This window comes from Clostridium chromiireducens (assembly GCF_002029255.1).
Taxonomy (GTDB): Bacteria; Bacillota; Clostridia; order Clostridiales; family Clostridiaceae; genus Clostridium; species Clostridium chromiireducens.
This window is the reverse complement of the sequence record NZ_MZGT01000051.1, coordinates 1-16,425: the sequence shown is the minus strand read 5'-3', so window position 1 is coordinate 16,425 and position 16,425 is coordinate 1. Positions and strand designations below refer to the sequence as shown.

The following is a 16,425-nucleotide window of genomic DNA, read 5'->3' as shown; positions in this document are numbered from 1 at the left end:
AGAAAACACCTATATTATAAATGATTATAAGAAAATTTACAATTATTTTGTTAAGAAAAGAAAAAACCTCCATCAAAGTTCTGGAGGCTTTGTAATCTTTCCCAGTAATTAAGCTCTTTGTAATTTTCCGTTTTTATTTCCAACTTTATTTTTTAGATATACCCATATAGGAGAAGCTATACAAATTGATGAATAAGCACCACTTATAATACCAACGATTAACGGTATTGTAAAAGCTTGAACAGATGGTACTAGAAAATTCATTGCAATAATAGTAACAACTGTTGCTGCAGATGTATAAATGGATCTTTTAATAGTTTCAGTTAAACTAACATCAGCTATTTCAATCGATTTTGCCCTTCTCATTATTTTTGTATTTTCTCTTATTCTATCAAAAATAACAATTGTATCGCACATAGAATATCCTACAATTGTTAGCATTGCTGCAACAAAAGGAGTATTTACTGGAATATAAAATATTGAGTAAACGGAAAGAGTTACCAATATATCATGAATCGTAGCTGCTATGGCTGCTACTCCAAACTTAAACTCAAATCTAATAGCAATATATACAAGCATTACACCGAAAGCTGCCAACAATGCAGTAATCGAATTTTTAGTTAATTCTTCACCAACCGTTGAACCTATTTCATCTTGAGAAACAAGCGCTTTATCATCTAATTGGTATTTATTCTTCAAATCTTTAATAATTGAAGCTAACTTATCACTATCAAGATCTGCTGACTTTATTTCATACTTATTATTATCTGATGTATTAGTAACCGCATCTGGTGAATAAGTTTTAACTATTGCGTCAGCATCTTCTTTTTTAATATTTTCATTTAATTGAATAACTACTTCTGTACCGCCTTTAAAGTCAATTCCGAAATTTAATCCTCTAACCATTAAGAATCCCATTCCAATTACAATAATTATTAGGGAAATTGAAAACCATAGTTTTGTCTTTTCCATTATCTTAAGCATGTTTTTCATCCCCCTTTATTTTACTTACTCCAAAGTGTGATAATTTATTGATGAAACCGATCTCTACTCCTAAGCTAACAAGTACTTTCGTCACAAATAGACCAGTGAATAAACTTATGATTATACCTATCATAAGAGTAATTGCAAACCCCTTAACTGGTCCTGATCCAATAAAATACAGAATTAATGATGCAAGTAACGTTGTTACGTTTGAATCTACTATTGAAGACAACGCATTTTCTGAACCTTTTTTAACAGCTGCTTTAATAGTATACCCCTTCTTTAATTCTTCCTTAGTTCTCTCAAATGTCAAAATGTTCGCATCAACTGCGACACCAATAGTAAGTAAGAATGCTGCAATACCTGGAAGTGTTAAAGTAACACCAACTTCTACAAATACTAAAAGTGTAAGTACTATATATAAAGTTAATGCAATATTTGCCATTAATCCTTGAAGTCTATAGTTAAATAACATAAAAAAGAAAACTAAACCAACACCTATAATTCCAGCTTTAACTGAATTCGGGAATGCTGTAACACCAAGTTCTGCTCCTACATTAGTAACTGAAACCGCTTTTACAGGTAGTGGAAGTGCACCTGAGTTGATCATTCCTGCTAACTTCTTATTTTCTTCTAATGTACCATGAGTTTCAATACTAGCTACCCCACCAGTAATTTGTGTATTTACAACTGGATCTGATATCATCTCATCATCAAGATAAATTGAAATCTTTTGTCCAACATACTTTCCTGTTGCCTCTGCAAATTTTTGAGTTCCCTCATCGTTTAATTGTAAACCTACTTCATATCCTCCACCTTGTTGATTCATTTGGGCAGTAGCTTTCTTTATATCTTTTCCTGTTAAAATTTCTTCTCCATTAGGTCCCTTGAACGCAAGATTACCAGATTGCTTTAAGCTATCTACAATTTCTTTAGAATTTGTCATTCCAGGAACATCTATTCTTACTCTCTTTTCGCCTTCAGTTGTTACTATTGTTTCCGCAACTCCAAGCTTATTTGCTCTTAGAGATAAATGTTCTTTCGTACTATCTAATTCTTCTCTTGTTACTTTATCTTGTTGAATTTCCATAAGTACAGAAACTCCACCTTGTAAATCAAGTCCTCTGTTTATTACTTTATCAAATGATTTAAATTCCCATCCTCCTAGAACAAATCCTTTAAATCCTGCAAAAGCTAAAAATCCAATTACAGCAATAATAAATATAAATAATGCTGAACTTTTGCTTTTCCTTTTCATCTTAATCCCCCTCTACGTATTCTGTCTTTTCTTAATTAGTATTCCCAAAATCTTTTTAAGTAAAAGTTTGAATATTAATTTTAATAAGCTTTTCAGATATTATGTAAAACACCAAAACATTTAAAATTAAGAACATAAATCTCTTTGTAATAAAGAGGCTCATTACTTCTTAATTTTAAATATTATTTCAATCATATGTTACACATTTTTCATTATAGCACACTATATTTTCTTAATAAAGTTTTTTATTGATTTGCCGCTATAACTACATCATCCGATTAACTTTTCTTGATATCTCTTCACATATGTACAGCTACTTTTAATCACTTAGGTTAATCAAAAAATCAAAGTACATTACAAATTTATCCCGAGCATTCCCGCAAGAGTACCTACAGCCAATGCGATGGCTAATTTAGCAAAATCAAAAAGTTTAAAAGTTAGCTCTCCACTAAAACTACTAGATAGTATGAATAATACCAAATAGTATGCTAGTGCTACTCCAAACCCTACAAGCCATCCTTTAGATTCATTTTTTTTAGCTCCTATTATTGCACCTAAACTTAGACTACATAAAGATATTATTACATATATCATATTAAAAACACCTTTACTAAATACTAATTTAGTCATCAATAATGATAGAACAGTAATGCCTATAAAGCTAAAAATTAATGTTCCTAAAGTACCCTTTACGACAGATCTAAAATACTTACTATTTTCCATTAAAATAACACCCCCCAACACTTCATTTTATGAGGCATTAAAGGGTATTATGATTAATCTGCCTTTATTTTCTGAGATATTCCACTCTTATCTAGCTTAATTCTAGTTTTAGCTGCACTCGTCTCGATAGTAATACCTTTATCATCTATATGTGCAATCTTACCTACAATTCCACCCCTTGTCATAACTTGATCATTCACTTTTAACTCATCAAGCATACCTTGGTATTTCTTTTTTCTCTTTTTTTCAGGTAATATAACTAGAAAATAAAATATTACAAATACAAGAACAAAAGGTAATACATTGAAAAGCAATACTGATATATTATCCATATTTTTCATCCCTTCCCGTTAACTCTTTCATTTTAGATAATTTTTCTATTCCATGATAAGTAGTTTACATTCCTTTATGTTTAATGTCAATATAGACCTGTCTTCATAGTCTATTTTCACTAATTACTACCCACTAAAAAAATCAAATTTGTGAGATTATACAATTATTTATCAATATAGATTATTATATTACGCTCTTCCTTCCCATTGTGCTAGTTTCTTTTCTTTGAACTCTTTGAAATATCCTCCATCAATAGCATCCCTTATATCTGCCATTAACTTGTTATAAAAATATAAATTATGAAGTACACATAATCTCATAGCAAGCATTTCCTTAGCTTTAAATAGATGCCTTATATAAGCCCTTGTATAATTCCTGCATGTTGGACACTCACAACCTTCATCTATAGGTCTTGTATCGAGTTCAAATTTTGCATTCATCAGATTTAATTTTCCTTCACTGCAAAATACATTTCCGTGTCTACCATTCCTAGCAGGAAGTACGCAATCAAAAAAATCTACGCCTCTATCAACTGCTTCTAATATATTACTAGGTGTTCCAACTCCCATTAAATATATTGGCTTATCCTCTGGCAAATATGGCACGACTGCATCTATTACTCTATACATTTCTTCGTGGGTTTCACCCACTGCAAGACCACCTATAGCATATCCATCCAAGTCCATTTGGGTTATTTCCTTGGCATGCTTAATTCTTATATCTTCGTAAACTCCACCTTGGTTTATTCCAAAAAGCATCTGTTCTTTATTAATTGTTTCTGGCATGGAATTCAATCTATCCATTTCAATTTTACATCTTTCAAGCCATCTTGTAGTTCTTTCAACCGATCTTTCAACATATTCTCTTGTAGCAGGGTTCTCAATACATTCATCAAAAGCCATTGCTATGGTAGATGCTAAATTACTTTGAATTTGCATTGATTCTTCTGGCCCCATAAATATTTTTTTTCCATCTATATGAGAATTGAAGTACACACCTTCTTCTTTTATTTTTCTCATCTTAGCAAGTGAAAACACTTGAAATCCGCCTGAATCTGTAAGAATAGGTCTATCCCAATTCATAAATTCATGTAATCCACCAAGTTTATAAACTACTTTATCACCTGGTCTTAAGTGAAGATGGTATGTATTAGAAAGCTCAACTTGACATCCAATTTCCTTTAAATCCATGCTTGATACAGCACCCTTTATAGCTGCTAATGTTCCAACATTCATAAATACTGGAGTTTGTATTGTTCCATGAGGAGTTTCAAATTGTCCTCTTCTTGCTTTTCCATCTTTTTTTAATAATGTGTATCTTTTGCTCACAAGCGTCACCTCTTAATATTTTTTATTTTAAACGCTTGATTAATGTCACCTCATCAGCGTAATTAATTAACAGTATAAATTTGATATTCAACAACGAATGATGGAATTCTTTTAGAATTTCTAAAATTATTTGATAAACATCGCATCCCCAAATGAAAAAAATCTATAGCTTTCATTTACTGCTTCTTTGTATGCATTCATAACATTATCTCTTCCAGCCAATGTCGAAACAAGCATTATCAATGTTGACTCAGGTAAATGGAAGTTTGTAATTAATTTATCAACCACTTTGAACTTATATCCTGGGTATATAAAAATATTAGTCCACCCACTTTGCTCTTTTACAAAGCCGTTTTCATCACCAATTGTTTCTAAAGTTCTAGTAGAAGTAGTTCCAACAGAAATCACTGAATTTCCTCTCTTCTTTGTTTCATTTATTATGTCAGCACTCTCCTTTGAGAGCATATAAAATTCCGAATGCATTTCATGCTCTTCAAGAGATTCAACTTTTACAGGTCTAAATGTTCCAAGCCCAACATGTAAAGTTAAGTAAACTACATTTATTCCTCTTTCTTTTATCTCGTGTAATAATTCTTTGGTAAAATGTAGTCCTGCTGTCGGGGCTGCTGCTGAACCTGTTTCTTTAGAGTATACTGTTTGATATCTTTCCCTATCATCTAACCTCTCATGAATATATGGCGGCAGCGGCATCTCCCCAAGAGAATCTAATACTTCTTCAAAAATTCCTTCATAGAAAAATTCAACAATCCTATTTCCATCCTCTTTTACCTCGATTACTTCAGCTTTTAATTTTCCTTCTCCAAAAGTAAACTTTCTGCCTACTCTCGCTGACTTACCTGGCTTCGCCAAGCACTCCCACTTATCTTTTTCAATTCTTCTAAGTAAGAGGAATTCTATTTTCCCACCTGTACCTTCTTTTTCACCAATTAACCTTGCGGGCATTACCCTAGTGTTATTCAGTACTAAAGTATCTCCTTTATTTAGATATTCTAAAACATCATGAAATCTTTTATGCAGAATTTCACCTGTTTTTTTATCTAAGACCATAAGCCTAGACGCATCTCTTTGTTCTAAAGGATGTTGAGCTATTAACTCCTCTGGTAAATAAAAATCAAAATCTTTTACATCCATTTATTTATCTTCTCCTAACTACATGTTACCTTAAATTCTTAAATTCTTAAATTCTTAAATTCCGAGCATTATCTAATGTCATTTTCAACTAAGCAAATGCTCCTAATAATTTTTTATTTATTATCAAAGAAACTTCCTTGTATTTTATTATCTCTTTTTCTAGAAGTATTAACTCTTCCGAGATGTTTATACGCTTTTTCACTAGCAATTCTGCCTCTTGGTGTTCTTATTATAAAACCTTGCTGCAATAAGTATGGCTCATAAACATCTTCTATCGTTCCTAGCTCTTCCCCAATAAAATATGAGAGAGTTTCAATTCCAACAGGCCCCCCATTAAAGTTGTCAATAATCGCTTCTAGTATTTTATTATCGACTCTATCAAAGCCTTGATTGTCAACTTCTAATAATTCCAAAGCGGCCTTTGCTTCCTTTAATGATATTAGTTTGTTAGCTTTTACTTCTGAATAATCCCTAACCCTTTTTAATAATCTATTAGCTATTCTTGGAGTTCCTCTAGACCTCCTTGCAATCTCGAGAGCACCTTCATCTGTAATCGCACATCCAAAAACTGCTGCACTTCTTATTACTATTTCTTTAAGTTCATCATCGGTGTAGTATTCCATTGCACAAAGAACACCAAACCGGTCTCTTAATGGCGAAGTTAACATTCCAATTCTAGTTGTTGCACCTATTAGAGTAAATTTAGGTAAATCAATCCTGATAGACTTAGCTGCTGCACCTTTTCCTATAACAATATCTAATGCATAATCCTCCATTGCTGGATATAAAATTTCTTCAACCGTTCTATTTAATCTATGAATTTCATCAATAAATAAAACATCATAATCTTTTAAAGTAGTCAAGATGGCCGCTAAATCTCCTGCTCTCTCTATGGCAGGTCCTGAAGTTATTTTTAAATCTCCGCTCATTTCTTTCGCAATAATATTAGCCAATGTAGTTTTCCCCAGACCTGGCGGTCCATATAGCAGCGCATGATCTAAAGCTTCTTTTCGATTTTTTGCAGCTTTAATAAAAATATCCAATCTTTCTTTTACTTTGTCTTGTCCTATATACTCATTTATTTTTTGAGGTCTTAAACTAAGCTCCGAATTAGAGTCTTCCTGCGATTCAGATGGATTAACTATTCTTTCCATACAAACCTCCCCCTTTTCATAAAACATACATATTCAATCCTTAATTAATATATTAACTAATGATTTTATCCCATTAGCGCTTTTAATGCATTCTTTATTATATTTTCTACACTATCATTCTTATCTACCTTCTTAAGTGCTGCATCTGCCTCCTTTTCACTATAACCTAAAGCAAGTAATGCACTTAATGCTTCTGATACTGACATGATATTTCCGTTTTCTATTTTATCCACTTCCATGCTATCATCTAGTAATTCGTCTGGTTTTAGTTTATCTTTAAGTTCCAGAATAATTCTAGCTGCCGTTTTCTTACCGATTCCGATACCTCTGCATATATGTTTTTCATCACCTGTCATTATAGCATACTTCAAGTTATTTACTCTACTTATTGACAATAAAGATAAAGCTGCTTTTGGTCCAACTCCATTAACTGTTAGGAGTAATTTGAACATATCCAATTCTTCTTTCGAATCAAATCCATACAATCCAATGAAATCTTCTCTTACAATTTGCTCAAGATAAACCATGATTTCTTCGCCACATTTTGGCATACATGACATAGTAGCACCAGAGGTAAATATTTTATAACCAATACCACTATTTTCAACTATAATATAATCCTTGCTAATACCTATATACTTACCTTTTATATATTCGTACATTTATATTCCTCCGACTTTGTTATACAAATAAAACATATTGAATTCAAATTTTTACATAAAACCACCTAAAATTCAAGTCTCTACATTAAATAAGTCTAACTTATACTTTATCATTTTCGTCGAAATCTTTCAATAATGTATTTAAATTATGACCTCCATTAGTAATTGATAGATATTATTTCCAATAAAAAAGGCATGGAAAGATTAACTTCTTCCATACCTTCTTTCAAATTCATATCAAAATTTATTAATTTAATGAATAATTTATGATAAAAATTCTGACAAACTCTCTTCAGCGTCATCTTTTGTATCAAATTCAAGTTCAAAATTTTTAATTTTATCTTTATCAAGTTCTCTCAAATTATCTACCTTTTTGTTATCTGAATAAACATCCTCTTTCTTTTCAATTAATAATGTTCCATCATTATCAGTTTTATATATAGCAAGATATCCATCCTTTTCTCCTATATAATACTTATTAGGCTTTACAACCTTAGAAAGATCTTTTTTATATGTCATTTCGCCATTAGCTTGTATTTCTAAAACGTATCCTTTTTCTTTTAATGCTTTTGACAATTCTGCTGCTGATAAATTCTTATTAATATTCAACTCTTTCTTCAATTCAGCTAAAGTTAATTCCTTTTCTTTTGTCTCTCCAGAAAATAAGTAAATTTTGGTATTATCACTTAATTCGTTGTTTTTATTTATTTCACTAGCTGTTACTGCATTGTTTCTAGCATTTTTATTTGTTATATATTTATCTGACAAATAGTAAGTTATAAAAAATATAAGTGCTAATACCATTGTCATACCTATGAACAACTTTTTCTTATTTACCATAATCATCACTCCTTATTCAGGAGTATGGCCACTTTCGAATTTTTTATACATTAATTGTCATATTAAATAATAAATGTATTTAACCAAAAACTATTTCTCAAAATATTTAAAAATAAATTGGTTATACATTTTTTTATTCTATAATTCTGTAAAAACCGTGAAATAACCTTGGGGATGTTCACAAACCGGACAAATCTTAGTATCTTCTTTTCCTTCATAAATATACCCACAATTAGTACAAAACCATTGAACGCTTTCGCCTTTTCTAAATAGTGACCCATCTTCTAATTGTTGTTCATATTTATTAATTATTCACTAGTTCCTTTTAAAAGTATGTCTTAATGCATTTATTAAAATCATCCCTGTTATCCTAAAACAATTCCTAAAATTAATGATTGCATTAATTATTAATACTGTTAATATAATTTCAAAATAATATAAAACAATTGTTAAAATAGGATTTATATTTACCCATTTCATATCAGAAATCAGTGATGTTAAATATGTCATACCAAATATAACGAAACTTAAAATAATAAGACCCTTAACCATTCCTTTAAAATCCTCATGACTAGGTGCAATTCCACTTATTAGTATTAAAAATAATACTATTGTTATTAATCCTTCTTTAGAAAGCATTATTCTTGGATCTACTATTTTCGACATCTCCGACACTTTGCATTTTAATATAAATGTACTTTCAATAAATATAAATAAAGGGATGTTCACAAGTACAGGCGCTATTGCTATAAGAAATTCTTTAATACTTATCAGAAATGGAATACTACTCCCAATTCTTGACTTTACAAATCCAGGCCTGTTTCCTTTTGGAAAAAGCTGCACTTGTTCAATTCTAGCGCCACATAGTATAGCTACTAATAGATGTGCTAATTCATGAGCTGGTGTACCTAATGCATATATAAACTTAGCAAGATTAGAATTTATACTTCCTAATAATCCCTGAAAAACTGATTGAATAAATCTTAATATATAGTAATACGAAAAATATGCTAATAAAAAAATACCAACTGATTTGATTGCTGCTTCCATTTTAATCACTTCCGTTTCTATCTGACTCTATTTATAAACCCACATCTCTTACATAGATCTTCCACTGCTTTTCTTCCTGAAAAGCCTTCATATATACTTTTTGCTCTGTTTGAGTTCAAAATTTCTTCTAAACTATTCTCAAATACATTGCCAAGTGGAATACTTCCATCACTATCTAGACAGCATGGAACTACTGTCCCATCAACTAATATACCTATTTGATCCCTTAGCCCGTAACAAAAAGCTCTTTCTCCTAACTCTTCAACCTTTAGGGATGGCCATTTGAATTTTTCTCCCATGCTAAGATACACATTATTTTTTAATTTAAAACTATTCTTTTCTTTTAAACTTTCCTTTATATTTGCTTCTACATCAAATTCCTGCTCTAGCAACTTAAGTATATCAAAATTCATATTATTGCTTGCACTATATTTTGTATCTAAATTCCATAATCTTAATGAACATATTATATTAGTTTTTTCAGTTGCTTCCTTAACAAACTTTATTACACCGTCTATATATTCATTAAAATCTATATTCTCTTCGTTAGCTTCAAAACTATGAAGTGAAATATTCACTTGCCTTAATGCTGGCGCATTAAGTAGTATTTCTTTGACTTCATTTATTAAAGTTCCATTAGTAGTTATATTAACTTTTAATAAATATTCATTGCTTACATTTAAAAAATTCTGTAATTCCTTATTTAATAATGGTTCACCCATCAAATGTAAGTAAATATGATCAGTATAAGGTTTTATACTTTTAGCTATATGTTCAAAGCTTTTCTTGTCCATAAATTTTAACTTTCTCGAAGTTTTAGGACAAAAATTACAACTCAAATTGCAAACATTTGTTATTTCTATATAAACTTTCTTAAATCTTTTCATTAATAGTTATACTCCATTCATTTTATTAAATTCCAAAAAATAATAATGATAAAATAATTATTTGAATTTCTCAAATTAGTATATATTTTTATAATACTCAATGCAACCAAAATAAAATTAAATTTTCCTTCTTCATCTGAAGAAATCAGAATTTTATTAAAATATAGTTATTAATACTAGAAAAAATCATACATAAAACAGTTGTTATATCTCTGCTCATGCATGATTTTTATTATTCAAAGCTTTTATTTTTAATTGTAAAGCCTTTTGTTTTTATTTTTGATGTACAGTTTACTTCGAATCCCATTTCCTTATAGTCTCAAATATCTTATAAACTATACTTTTTTTATTATCTTTACTTTTTCCGAATTCATTTTTACTAGCAAAAAATATTAACACTGTTCCTCCAACTAGTAAGTAAATCCACCAAGGTATGCTTAACCAAAAGCTTAATGTATTTAAAAATACACCTATTATTAGAAAAGATACCCCTCCCAAAAAATACAATTTGTTTTGAGTTTTAAAACCTAAGATAATGCTTATAATGCACAAGGCGCAAAAAGTGATTGCATGAAATTCATTATTTTCACTGTTAAAGAATAGTAAAATAAGCCCTACAATACAATACCAAGTTGTTGATATAACTGAACAATAGGATGCCTTTTTCTCTAGGTAATGATCTATTACTAATTTTAATATGATAATTGATGGTACAAACAAAAACTCTAATCTGAATTTATCTATGAAATTAAGTTCTAAAATAAACCTCCCGTATGCTGAATAATTGAATAGCACACATGCTATGCTTAGCACTTTCTTCAAAAATAAATTCTCTAAGAATCTGCTGCTATATAATAGAAAGAAACCAAAAATCATAAGTGTAATAATGTTATAGACATACAGAGTAGAACTTTCAAATGAAATTAATACTGAATTTAATAGAGATAATACTGCAAAGATATTAAAACTTAATAAATCTTGAACTAATATATTTTTATTTATTCTATAGACCGCATATCCAATTATGATAAGAATAAAAGCAACTATAATACTTGCTACTATTTGACTTATATCGTTGTAATAATATATGATTCTAAAACTCAAAATCCAAAAAGAAGCTATTGGAATGGGCATTAGAAAACTTTTCTTAATTTTATCAAGGAAAATCCACATAATTACAGTACTGCCAACAATAAAGCTTACTAGCATATAATCTATTCTATGGAAATTGTTTAGCCCCAAAGAACTCAAGAACCCAATTGAGTATATTCCATACAAATAAATATTTAAATATTCTCTCCAGAATTCACTTGATAACCACCAAACAATTGTAAGAAACAAACTCATAAGTAGAAGTAAATTTTGTGGTTCTAAAATAGCAACTCCCGTGTCAATTAGTTCTAAAAATATCTCTAAATCGAATAATAAAATTGTTATCATTGTTAGAATACAATATAGATACACCCTTATTTTTAACGAGCTTCCAGCTATCCACAAACATACAGCTGATACAATGATTATTGTTCCTTCAACTATCATTCTATCTACTTGAAAAATCATACTATATATATAGGTTAACCCCAAGAAAACATGTCCATTATATAAATACGTCTTATAGTCTCCATTATTTTTTATTCGAAGAATAAAACTAATTCCATATATGATTGCGATATCCACAATAATAAAGATTAAACCTTCATGAAATCTTTTTATTGAAAATAAATTATCCATTAATCCAAAGATTTTAAAGGTAAAGAAGTTTGCGATAAAAACAGTGCAGGGAACCCCATATTTTAATAAAGGTAAATAAAATGAATCTTTTTCTTTTCGGCTTGTAACTAATATAACAGTAGTCAAAACATACAATGATAATGCCGTATATACTGGTTTTAGCATTACTGTAGAAATAATATCTAATAATGCCATTGTAGCTATAACAATTAGGTCTGTTCCAAACTTTATATAATTCAAACCTCTAAAATTATTCCAATAATAAAAAATCCCATAAATAAGCAACAATCCGATATTCATAATAAGATAGTATAGAGGCTCATCAATCTCGACTTTAAATATAACACATATCATCTCTAATGCTATAATTAATGCTCCTATAGACAATATACTCCCTCGAAATTTAAATTCATAAGTCCAAAATGTAATTATCCCTGATAAAATAATGATTCCGCACACCATTATCATTCCCTGAAAAATTCCCAGAGGCTGGCTTGTGATTTTCATAAATATTGTATAAATAATATTACCTAACACCTGCAAAGAGTTTATTATTAAATTGATTAGTGCATACCATTTAATAGCATTCACAACAAAATTATATATAATTTTGTTGTGGACTAGTTTATAATAAACCCCAGTTAAAAGTACTGTATAAATGATTAACATTAATATCTGAGTATTATAACCAATCTCGAAATGTTGTAAAATACACCAATAAATTATTTGGATATCAAGAAGTGTAATCCATGTAAACTCACTTTTTTTATATTTTTTAATACTATAGCTAAAAAATACTGAGCATATTATAGCACTAATAATTCCATATATATATCTTCCCTCTCCATCAATACTTAAATAATTTCCTAATAAGCCAAAATAACCAATAGATAATAATATTACTGGTAAAAATAGAATTCCAAGAATCCAAAAAGCAAAGGATGTTTTAATTATCTTGAGTTTTTTCTCAGTAAAATTGCTCATAATAAAAAATATGATACTTATCATAGATAAGGCCGCTGTCTTAACTCCATTACTCATTAGATCCCAGGTGCTAGTAGCAAGAATTATACCTGCAAGAAGAATTAGTATGATTCCCAAACTTAAGATTATTGTGATATTATGCTCTTTTGATTTATTACCTTGCTCATTTCTATTGTTAATTTTATTATTATTGTTAGTACTTTTAGTACTTAAAGTATTGTGTACAAATGGGTTATTCCTCTTGTATATTTCACTCTGATTTGCATTTATGTTTTTCTTATTAGCGCCTTCTGTGACTAAATTATCAGATACGACCACATTTTTTAAAACGCGACTTTCATCAGAGTCTATAGGATTTTGTTTCTTCACTATAAACTCTTCACTTGAAATTTTTTCTAATTGTATATCACTATGTTCCTTGTAATATAAGTCTTTAATTTTTGTAAGTGCATTTTCTGATATTTCACCTTCCTTGTACATTAGAATAACACTCTCTAAAAATTTATTTTTTTCTAATTTATTATCCACTTTATTCCCCCTTATAAAACTATCTGCAAGTAACTAAAATTTAGTTTATTTACACTTTAGTTACTCAAAAGATTAATCCATCTTATATTTCTTAGTTAAAGCATTTGATAAAAAAATTATAAGCTCTCAAATAGTACTTTACAACAATTTTGTTTTTATATTCCATATGCTTATATTAATTCTTATCAAATAATTAATCATAAAAAGTAAAAAGCAAGTGCATTCTATATAATACACTTGCTCTTACTTAGTAACTGATTTTAACGTTGTCCGCCAACTGGGTACGACCGTCTGTCGTACATTGCTTCCGGGATTTTTTCCGTTGCCCGTCACCAACCGTATATCACTTCTGATATACTCTTCTGCCGGATTGAAGTGTCAGTACACTAAGATAAATTTGAATCTTTATCTTGATTAAATTATATCTCATACTATAACCAATTACAATATATTTTTTGAATTTTCTGATTTATTTTATCATGTAAATAATGGTGTATTTTGAATTAAAACACATGTGCTATAAGAGAACCCTTTTTAATCCAAATACTATTTATTTTTATTCTTCAATAATCTCTTTTTGTGCTTTTTTACTGAAAGAGTTAAAAATCAAGTTATAGGACATATCTATCATTTGTTTTACTACTTCATCAGGCACTTTTCCTTCAATATAAACTGAATTCCAATGTTCCTTATTCATATAATACCCCGCAATAATGTCTTCATACTCGTCTCTTAAAAACCTACCAAAACTCGGATCACATTTAATTGTGATAATTGGTTTTCCTTCCTTATCCCCTCCCAGCATTACAAACATTTTTCCTCTTATAAGGTATCTAGTAGCATTCCATTCTTCCTTAAAATCTTTATCTGCGCCTTTTTTACTAAGACAATATTCATCAACCCATTCATATTTCATCATATAAATCCTCTTTTCTTCTTTATAGTCATTAAGTATATATCTTTATTATCGTTTCTAATTAATCTATCTTTATAAAAATTATGACCAATATACTCTATTTTTTATACATATTACCATTATAGTTTAGAAAATCAAAACGCCTAGCATTCCTTTTAGTTATTGCTTGGTGTTTTTTAATATTTAAAATTTAATATTTATTTTTTTAATTAATCACAACTTTAGTGCCTCTAGGAATATTATCATAAATCCATTTAGCATTTTCTTTAGCTAATCTAATACAACCATCTGATAATTTCATACCTAATCTTCCATCCCTAACAGATCCATCTAAGTTATATATTATTGAATGAAATAAATAATTGCCTTTAAATTGTGTATAATACCAGCATTTATAGCCCTTATTTACACCAAAATATAATCCCTTTACTCCAACAGTATAATTTCCCTTCGGTGTTGGAGTTGAGGGCTTTCCAATTGTACATACATAGCTATGAACTAAATTCCAGTTGTTTTTACTTCCTTTGTAAATATTCACCTTGAAGCTATTAAGATTTACCCAAATTAGATAATTAGTTGCACTTATAATATTATTTGAATTTACGTAATCCGTATTGTTCTTCTGTCTCAAATCATCTGCTTCGTTTCTCTGTCTTTTGTCTTTTCCAAACCTAAAAAATCTAGATAAAATTCTCATGTTATCTTCCTAAATTTATTAATACACAATATTCTATGTATAATTCAATCAAATTGATTTTTTATACTATTTATTTTGGGGTAAATGTCTATATATTCATTTTCCATTTATTTCAAATTTTCTACTCTGCAACCTATCTCTTTATTAGCTAATCTATAACTTTCCCTAATCATTTCTTCTTCACTCATATCATTTCCTAGTAAGTCATCTATAGTCAATTGGTTTCTATTACTGAAATATTTGCCTAATAGATTCTTCTCTATATTCTCCTGAGTTGCTAATGAATAGTCATCCAAAATATGATTAACATTAAATCCGTGTTCCCTTAATGCTCGTCCGACTAATATACTTCTGTGGCATCTTATAGGATCCTGCATAGCTCCAAGCAGTGCTATATTATATCCTTTCTCACATCCAACTTTTAATCTCTCAATTCCCATTAAAAAATCTTTTTCAATAATCACCTTTTCAAAATCTGAATATCCTTCTTTATTATAAGATGCTTTACTTTCTCTTTGAGCTGCAAATTCTTTAGCCATATATATGTATAAAAACCCCTCTTCCTTTAAAGTATGAGCAATTGTCTCCTTATTATATTGAACATTATATTTTGAGTAAGGAGTTCCTCTTATATCTACAACAGTATTAATATTATGATGTTTTAACATTTCAATTAACTTCTCTACAGGGTAGTTAGAATGCCCTATTGTGTATATATCCATAAATCAAACTCCTCTTTCATTATTAAATAAATATTCAAAGTATTTCTAAGTGCCTGATTTTGTTCAATTATCAAAACTCAGATTTGTTTTCTATAAAGTTTTAATCTCGTTAATAAAAATACATCCGCTTAGGAGCATAAAAACCTTATAACAACTTTCAATAATCTCATAAATATATTATCTCATCCTTTAACCTGAGTATACTTATTATAACTATATTATATTTTTTACTTAATTTAAATAATTACTTGAGCTCTATAAAAAATGATAAAGAATAAATTAAGTAGATTTAAGGTTAATACAAGAAAAATATGGTAAAATATATTAGGTATTACATAAGGAGGCATTCATGATAGTTAAAAAACAATCATACAACATATCTAAAATAGTATTAATATCTATATTTCTAAATTTGATACAAGTAATATTTATAACACTATTTATCTATTATAAAATTAAAAATCCTCATATGATTG

Annotated in this window: 16 protein-coding genes; all 16 read right to left on the bottom strand. The window is 29.1% G+C overall.

The window, feature by feature from the left end:
* Positions 1–108: 108 nt before the first annotated feature.
* The 16 genes from secF to CLCHR_RS17070 all read right to left on the bottom strand — a co-directional run bounded on the left by secF (position 109) and on the right by CLCHR_RS17070 (position 15,949).
* Positions 109–984: a protein translocase subunit SecF gene (gene secF, locus CLCHR_RS17145; protein WP_079441065.1), complete on the bottom strand. Its 876-nt coding sequence runs from the start codon at positions 982–984 to the stop codon at positions 109–111.
* Positions 977–2,242 carry a protein translocase subunit SecD gene (secD, locus tag CLCHR_RS17140; protein ID WP_079441063.1) on the bottom strand — a complete coding sequence of 422 codons (1,266 nt, stop codon included), beginning with the start codon at positions 2,240–2,242 and terminating at the stop codon, positions 977–979. The genes secF and secD overlap by 8 nt, the downstream gene beginning before the upstream one ends.
* A 354-nt stretch (positions 2,243–2,596) precedes the next feature.
* Positions 2,597–2,965: a TIGR04086 family membrane protein gene (locus CLCHR_RS17135; RefSeq protein WP_079441061.1), complete on the bottom strand. Its 369-nt coding sequence runs from the start codon at positions 2,963–2,965 to the stop codon at positions 2,597–2,599.
* A gap of 53 nt (positions 2,966–3,018) precedes the next feature.
* On the bottom strand, positions 3,019–3,297 hold the full coding sequence (yajC, locus tag CLCHR_RS17130) for a preprotein translocase subunit YajC (protein WP_079441059.1): 279 nt from the start codon (positions 3,295–3,297) through the stop codon (positions 3,019–3,021).
* Positions 3,298–3,486: 189 nt separating this feature from the next.
* On the bottom strand, positions 3,487–4,626 hold the full coding sequence (gene tgt, locus CLCHR_RS17125; RefSeq protein WP_079441057.1) for a tRNA guanosine(34) transglycosylase Tgt: 1,140 nt from the start codon (positions 4,624–4,626) through the stop codon (positions 3,487–3,489).
* A gap of 126 nt (positions 4,627–4,752) precedes the next feature.
* Positions 4,753–5,778, bottom strand: a complete 1,026-nt coding sequence (queA, locus tag CLCHR_RS17120; RefSeq protein ID WP_079441055.1) for a tRNA preQ1(34) S-adenosylmethionine ribosyltransferase-isomerase QueA — start codon at positions 5,776–5,778, stop codon at positions 4,753–4,755.
* A 113-nt stretch (positions 5,779–5,891) separates the two neighbouring features.
* Entirely contained in the window at positions 5,892–6,932 is a 1,041-nt protein-coding gene (gene ruvB, locus CLCHR_RS17115; protein ID WP_079441053.1) for a Holliday junction branch migration DNA helicase RuvB, read from the bottom strand.
* A 65-nt stretch (positions 6,933–6,997) separates the two neighbouring features.
* A complete protein-coding gene (ruvA, locus tag CLCHR_RS17110; protein WP_079441051.1) occupies positions 6,998–7,594 on the bottom strand; it encodes a Holliday junction branch migration protein RuvA in 597 nt (198 codons plus the stop codon).
* A gap of 264 nt (positions 7,595–7,858) precedes the next feature.
* Entirely contained in the window at positions 7,859–8,434 is a 576-nt protein-coding gene (locus tag CLCHR_RS17105; protein WP_079441049.1) for a hypothetical protein, read from the bottom strand.
* A gap of 138 nt (positions 8,435–8,572) precedes the next feature.
* A complete protein-coding gene (locus tag CLCHR_RS25605) occupies positions 8,573–8,743 on the bottom strand; it encodes a rubredoxin-like domain-containing protein (RefSeq protein ID WP_341456921.1) in 171 nt (56 codons plus the stop codon).
* Positions 8,744–8,749: 6 nt separating this feature from the next.
* Positions 8,750–9,484, bottom strand: coding sequence for a hypothetical protein (locus CLCHR_RS17095; RefSeq protein WP_079441047.1), 735 nt, complete (start codon positions 9,482–9,484; stop codon positions 8,750–8,752).
* Between the two features lie 17 nt (positions 9,485–9,501).
* Positions 9,502–10,371, bottom strand: a complete 870-nt coding sequence (locus CLCHR_RS17090) for a radical SAM/SPASM domain-containing protein (protein ID WP_079441045.1) — start codon at positions 10,369–10,371, stop codon at positions 9,502–9,504.
* Between the two features lie 291 nt (positions 10,372–10,662).
* Positions 10,663–13,614 carry a hypothetical protein gene (locus CLCHR_RS17085; protein ID WP_079441043.1) on the bottom strand — a complete coding sequence of 984 codons (2,952 nt, stop codon included), beginning with the start codon at positions 13,612–13,614 and terminating at the stop codon, positions 10,663–10,665.
* Positions 13,615–14,170: 556 nt separating this feature from the next.
* Positions 14,171–14,530, bottom strand: coding sequence for an MmcQ/YjbR family DNA-binding protein (locus CLCHR_RS17080; RefSeq protein WP_079441095.1), 360 nt, complete (start codon positions 14,528–14,530; stop codon positions 14,171–14,173).
* Positions 14,531–14,735: 205 nt separating this feature from the next.
* Positions 14,736–15,227, bottom strand: coding sequence for a L,D-transpeptidase (locus CLCHR_RS17075; RefSeq protein ID WP_079441041.1), 492 nt, complete (start codon positions 15,225–15,227; stop codon positions 14,736–14,738).
* 107 nt (positions 15,228–15,334) lie between these two features.
* Positions 15,335–15,949 carry a DUF488 domain-containing protein gene (locus CLCHR_RS17070; protein WP_079441039.1) on the bottom strand — a complete coding sequence of 205 codons (615 nt, stop codon included), beginning with the start codon at positions 15,947–15,949 and terminating at the stop codon, positions 15,335–15,337.
* Positions 15,950–16,425 lie beyond the last annotated feature (476 nt).

Bases quoted from the DNA above. Each gene is read 5' to 3' on its own strand.
- secF (WP_079441065.1), bottom strand. From the start codon at position 984: ATGCTTAAGATAATGGAAAAGACAAAACTATGGTTTTCAATTTCCCTA.
- secD (WP_079441063.1), bottom strand. From the start codon at position 2,242: ATGAAAAGGAAAAGCAAAAGTTCAGCATTATTTATATTTATTATTGCT.
- CLCHR_RS17135 (WP_079441061.1), bottom strand. From the start codon at position 2,965: ATGGAAAATAGTAAGTATTTTAGATCTGTCGTAAAGGGTACTTTAGGA.
- yajC (WP_079441059.1), bottom strand. From the start codon at position 3,297: ATGGATAATATATCAGTATTGCTTTTCAATGTATTACCTTTTGTTCTT.
- queA (WP_079441055.1), bottom strand. From the start codon at position 5,778: ATGGATGTAAAAGATTTTGATTTTTATTTACCAGAGGAGTTAATAGCT.
- ruvB (WP_079441053.1), bottom strand. From the start codon at position 6,932: ATGGAAAGAATAGTTAATCCATCTGAATCGCAGGAAGACTCTAATTCG.
- ruvA (WP_079441051.1), bottom strand. From the start codon at position 7,594: ATGTACGAATATATAAAAGGTAAGTATATAGGTATTAGCAAGGATTAT.
- CLCHR_RS17105 (WP_079441049.1), bottom strand. From the start codon at position 8,434: ATGGTAAATAAGAAAAAGTTGTTCATAGGTATGACAATGGTATTAGCA.
- CLCHR_RS17095 (WP_079441047.1), bottom strand. From the start codon at position 9,484: ATGGAAGCAGCAATCAAATCAGTTGGTATTTTTTTATTAGCATATTTT.
- CLCHR_RS17090 (WP_079441045.1), bottom strand. From the start codon at position 10,371: ATGAAAAGATTTAAGAAAGTTTATATAGAAATAACAAATGTTTGCAAT.
- CLCHR_RS17080 (WP_079441095.1), bottom strand. From the start codon at position 14,530: ATGAAATATGAATGGGTTGATGAATATTGTCTTAGTAAAAAAGGCGCA.
- CLCHR_RS17075 (WP_079441041.1), bottom strand. From the start codon at position 15,227: ATGAGAATTTTATCTAGATTTTTTAGGTTTGGAAAAGACAAAAGACAG.
- CLCHR_RS17070 (WP_079441039.1), bottom strand. From the start codon at position 15,949: ATGGATATATACACAATAGGGCATTCTAACTACCCTGTAGAGAAGTTA.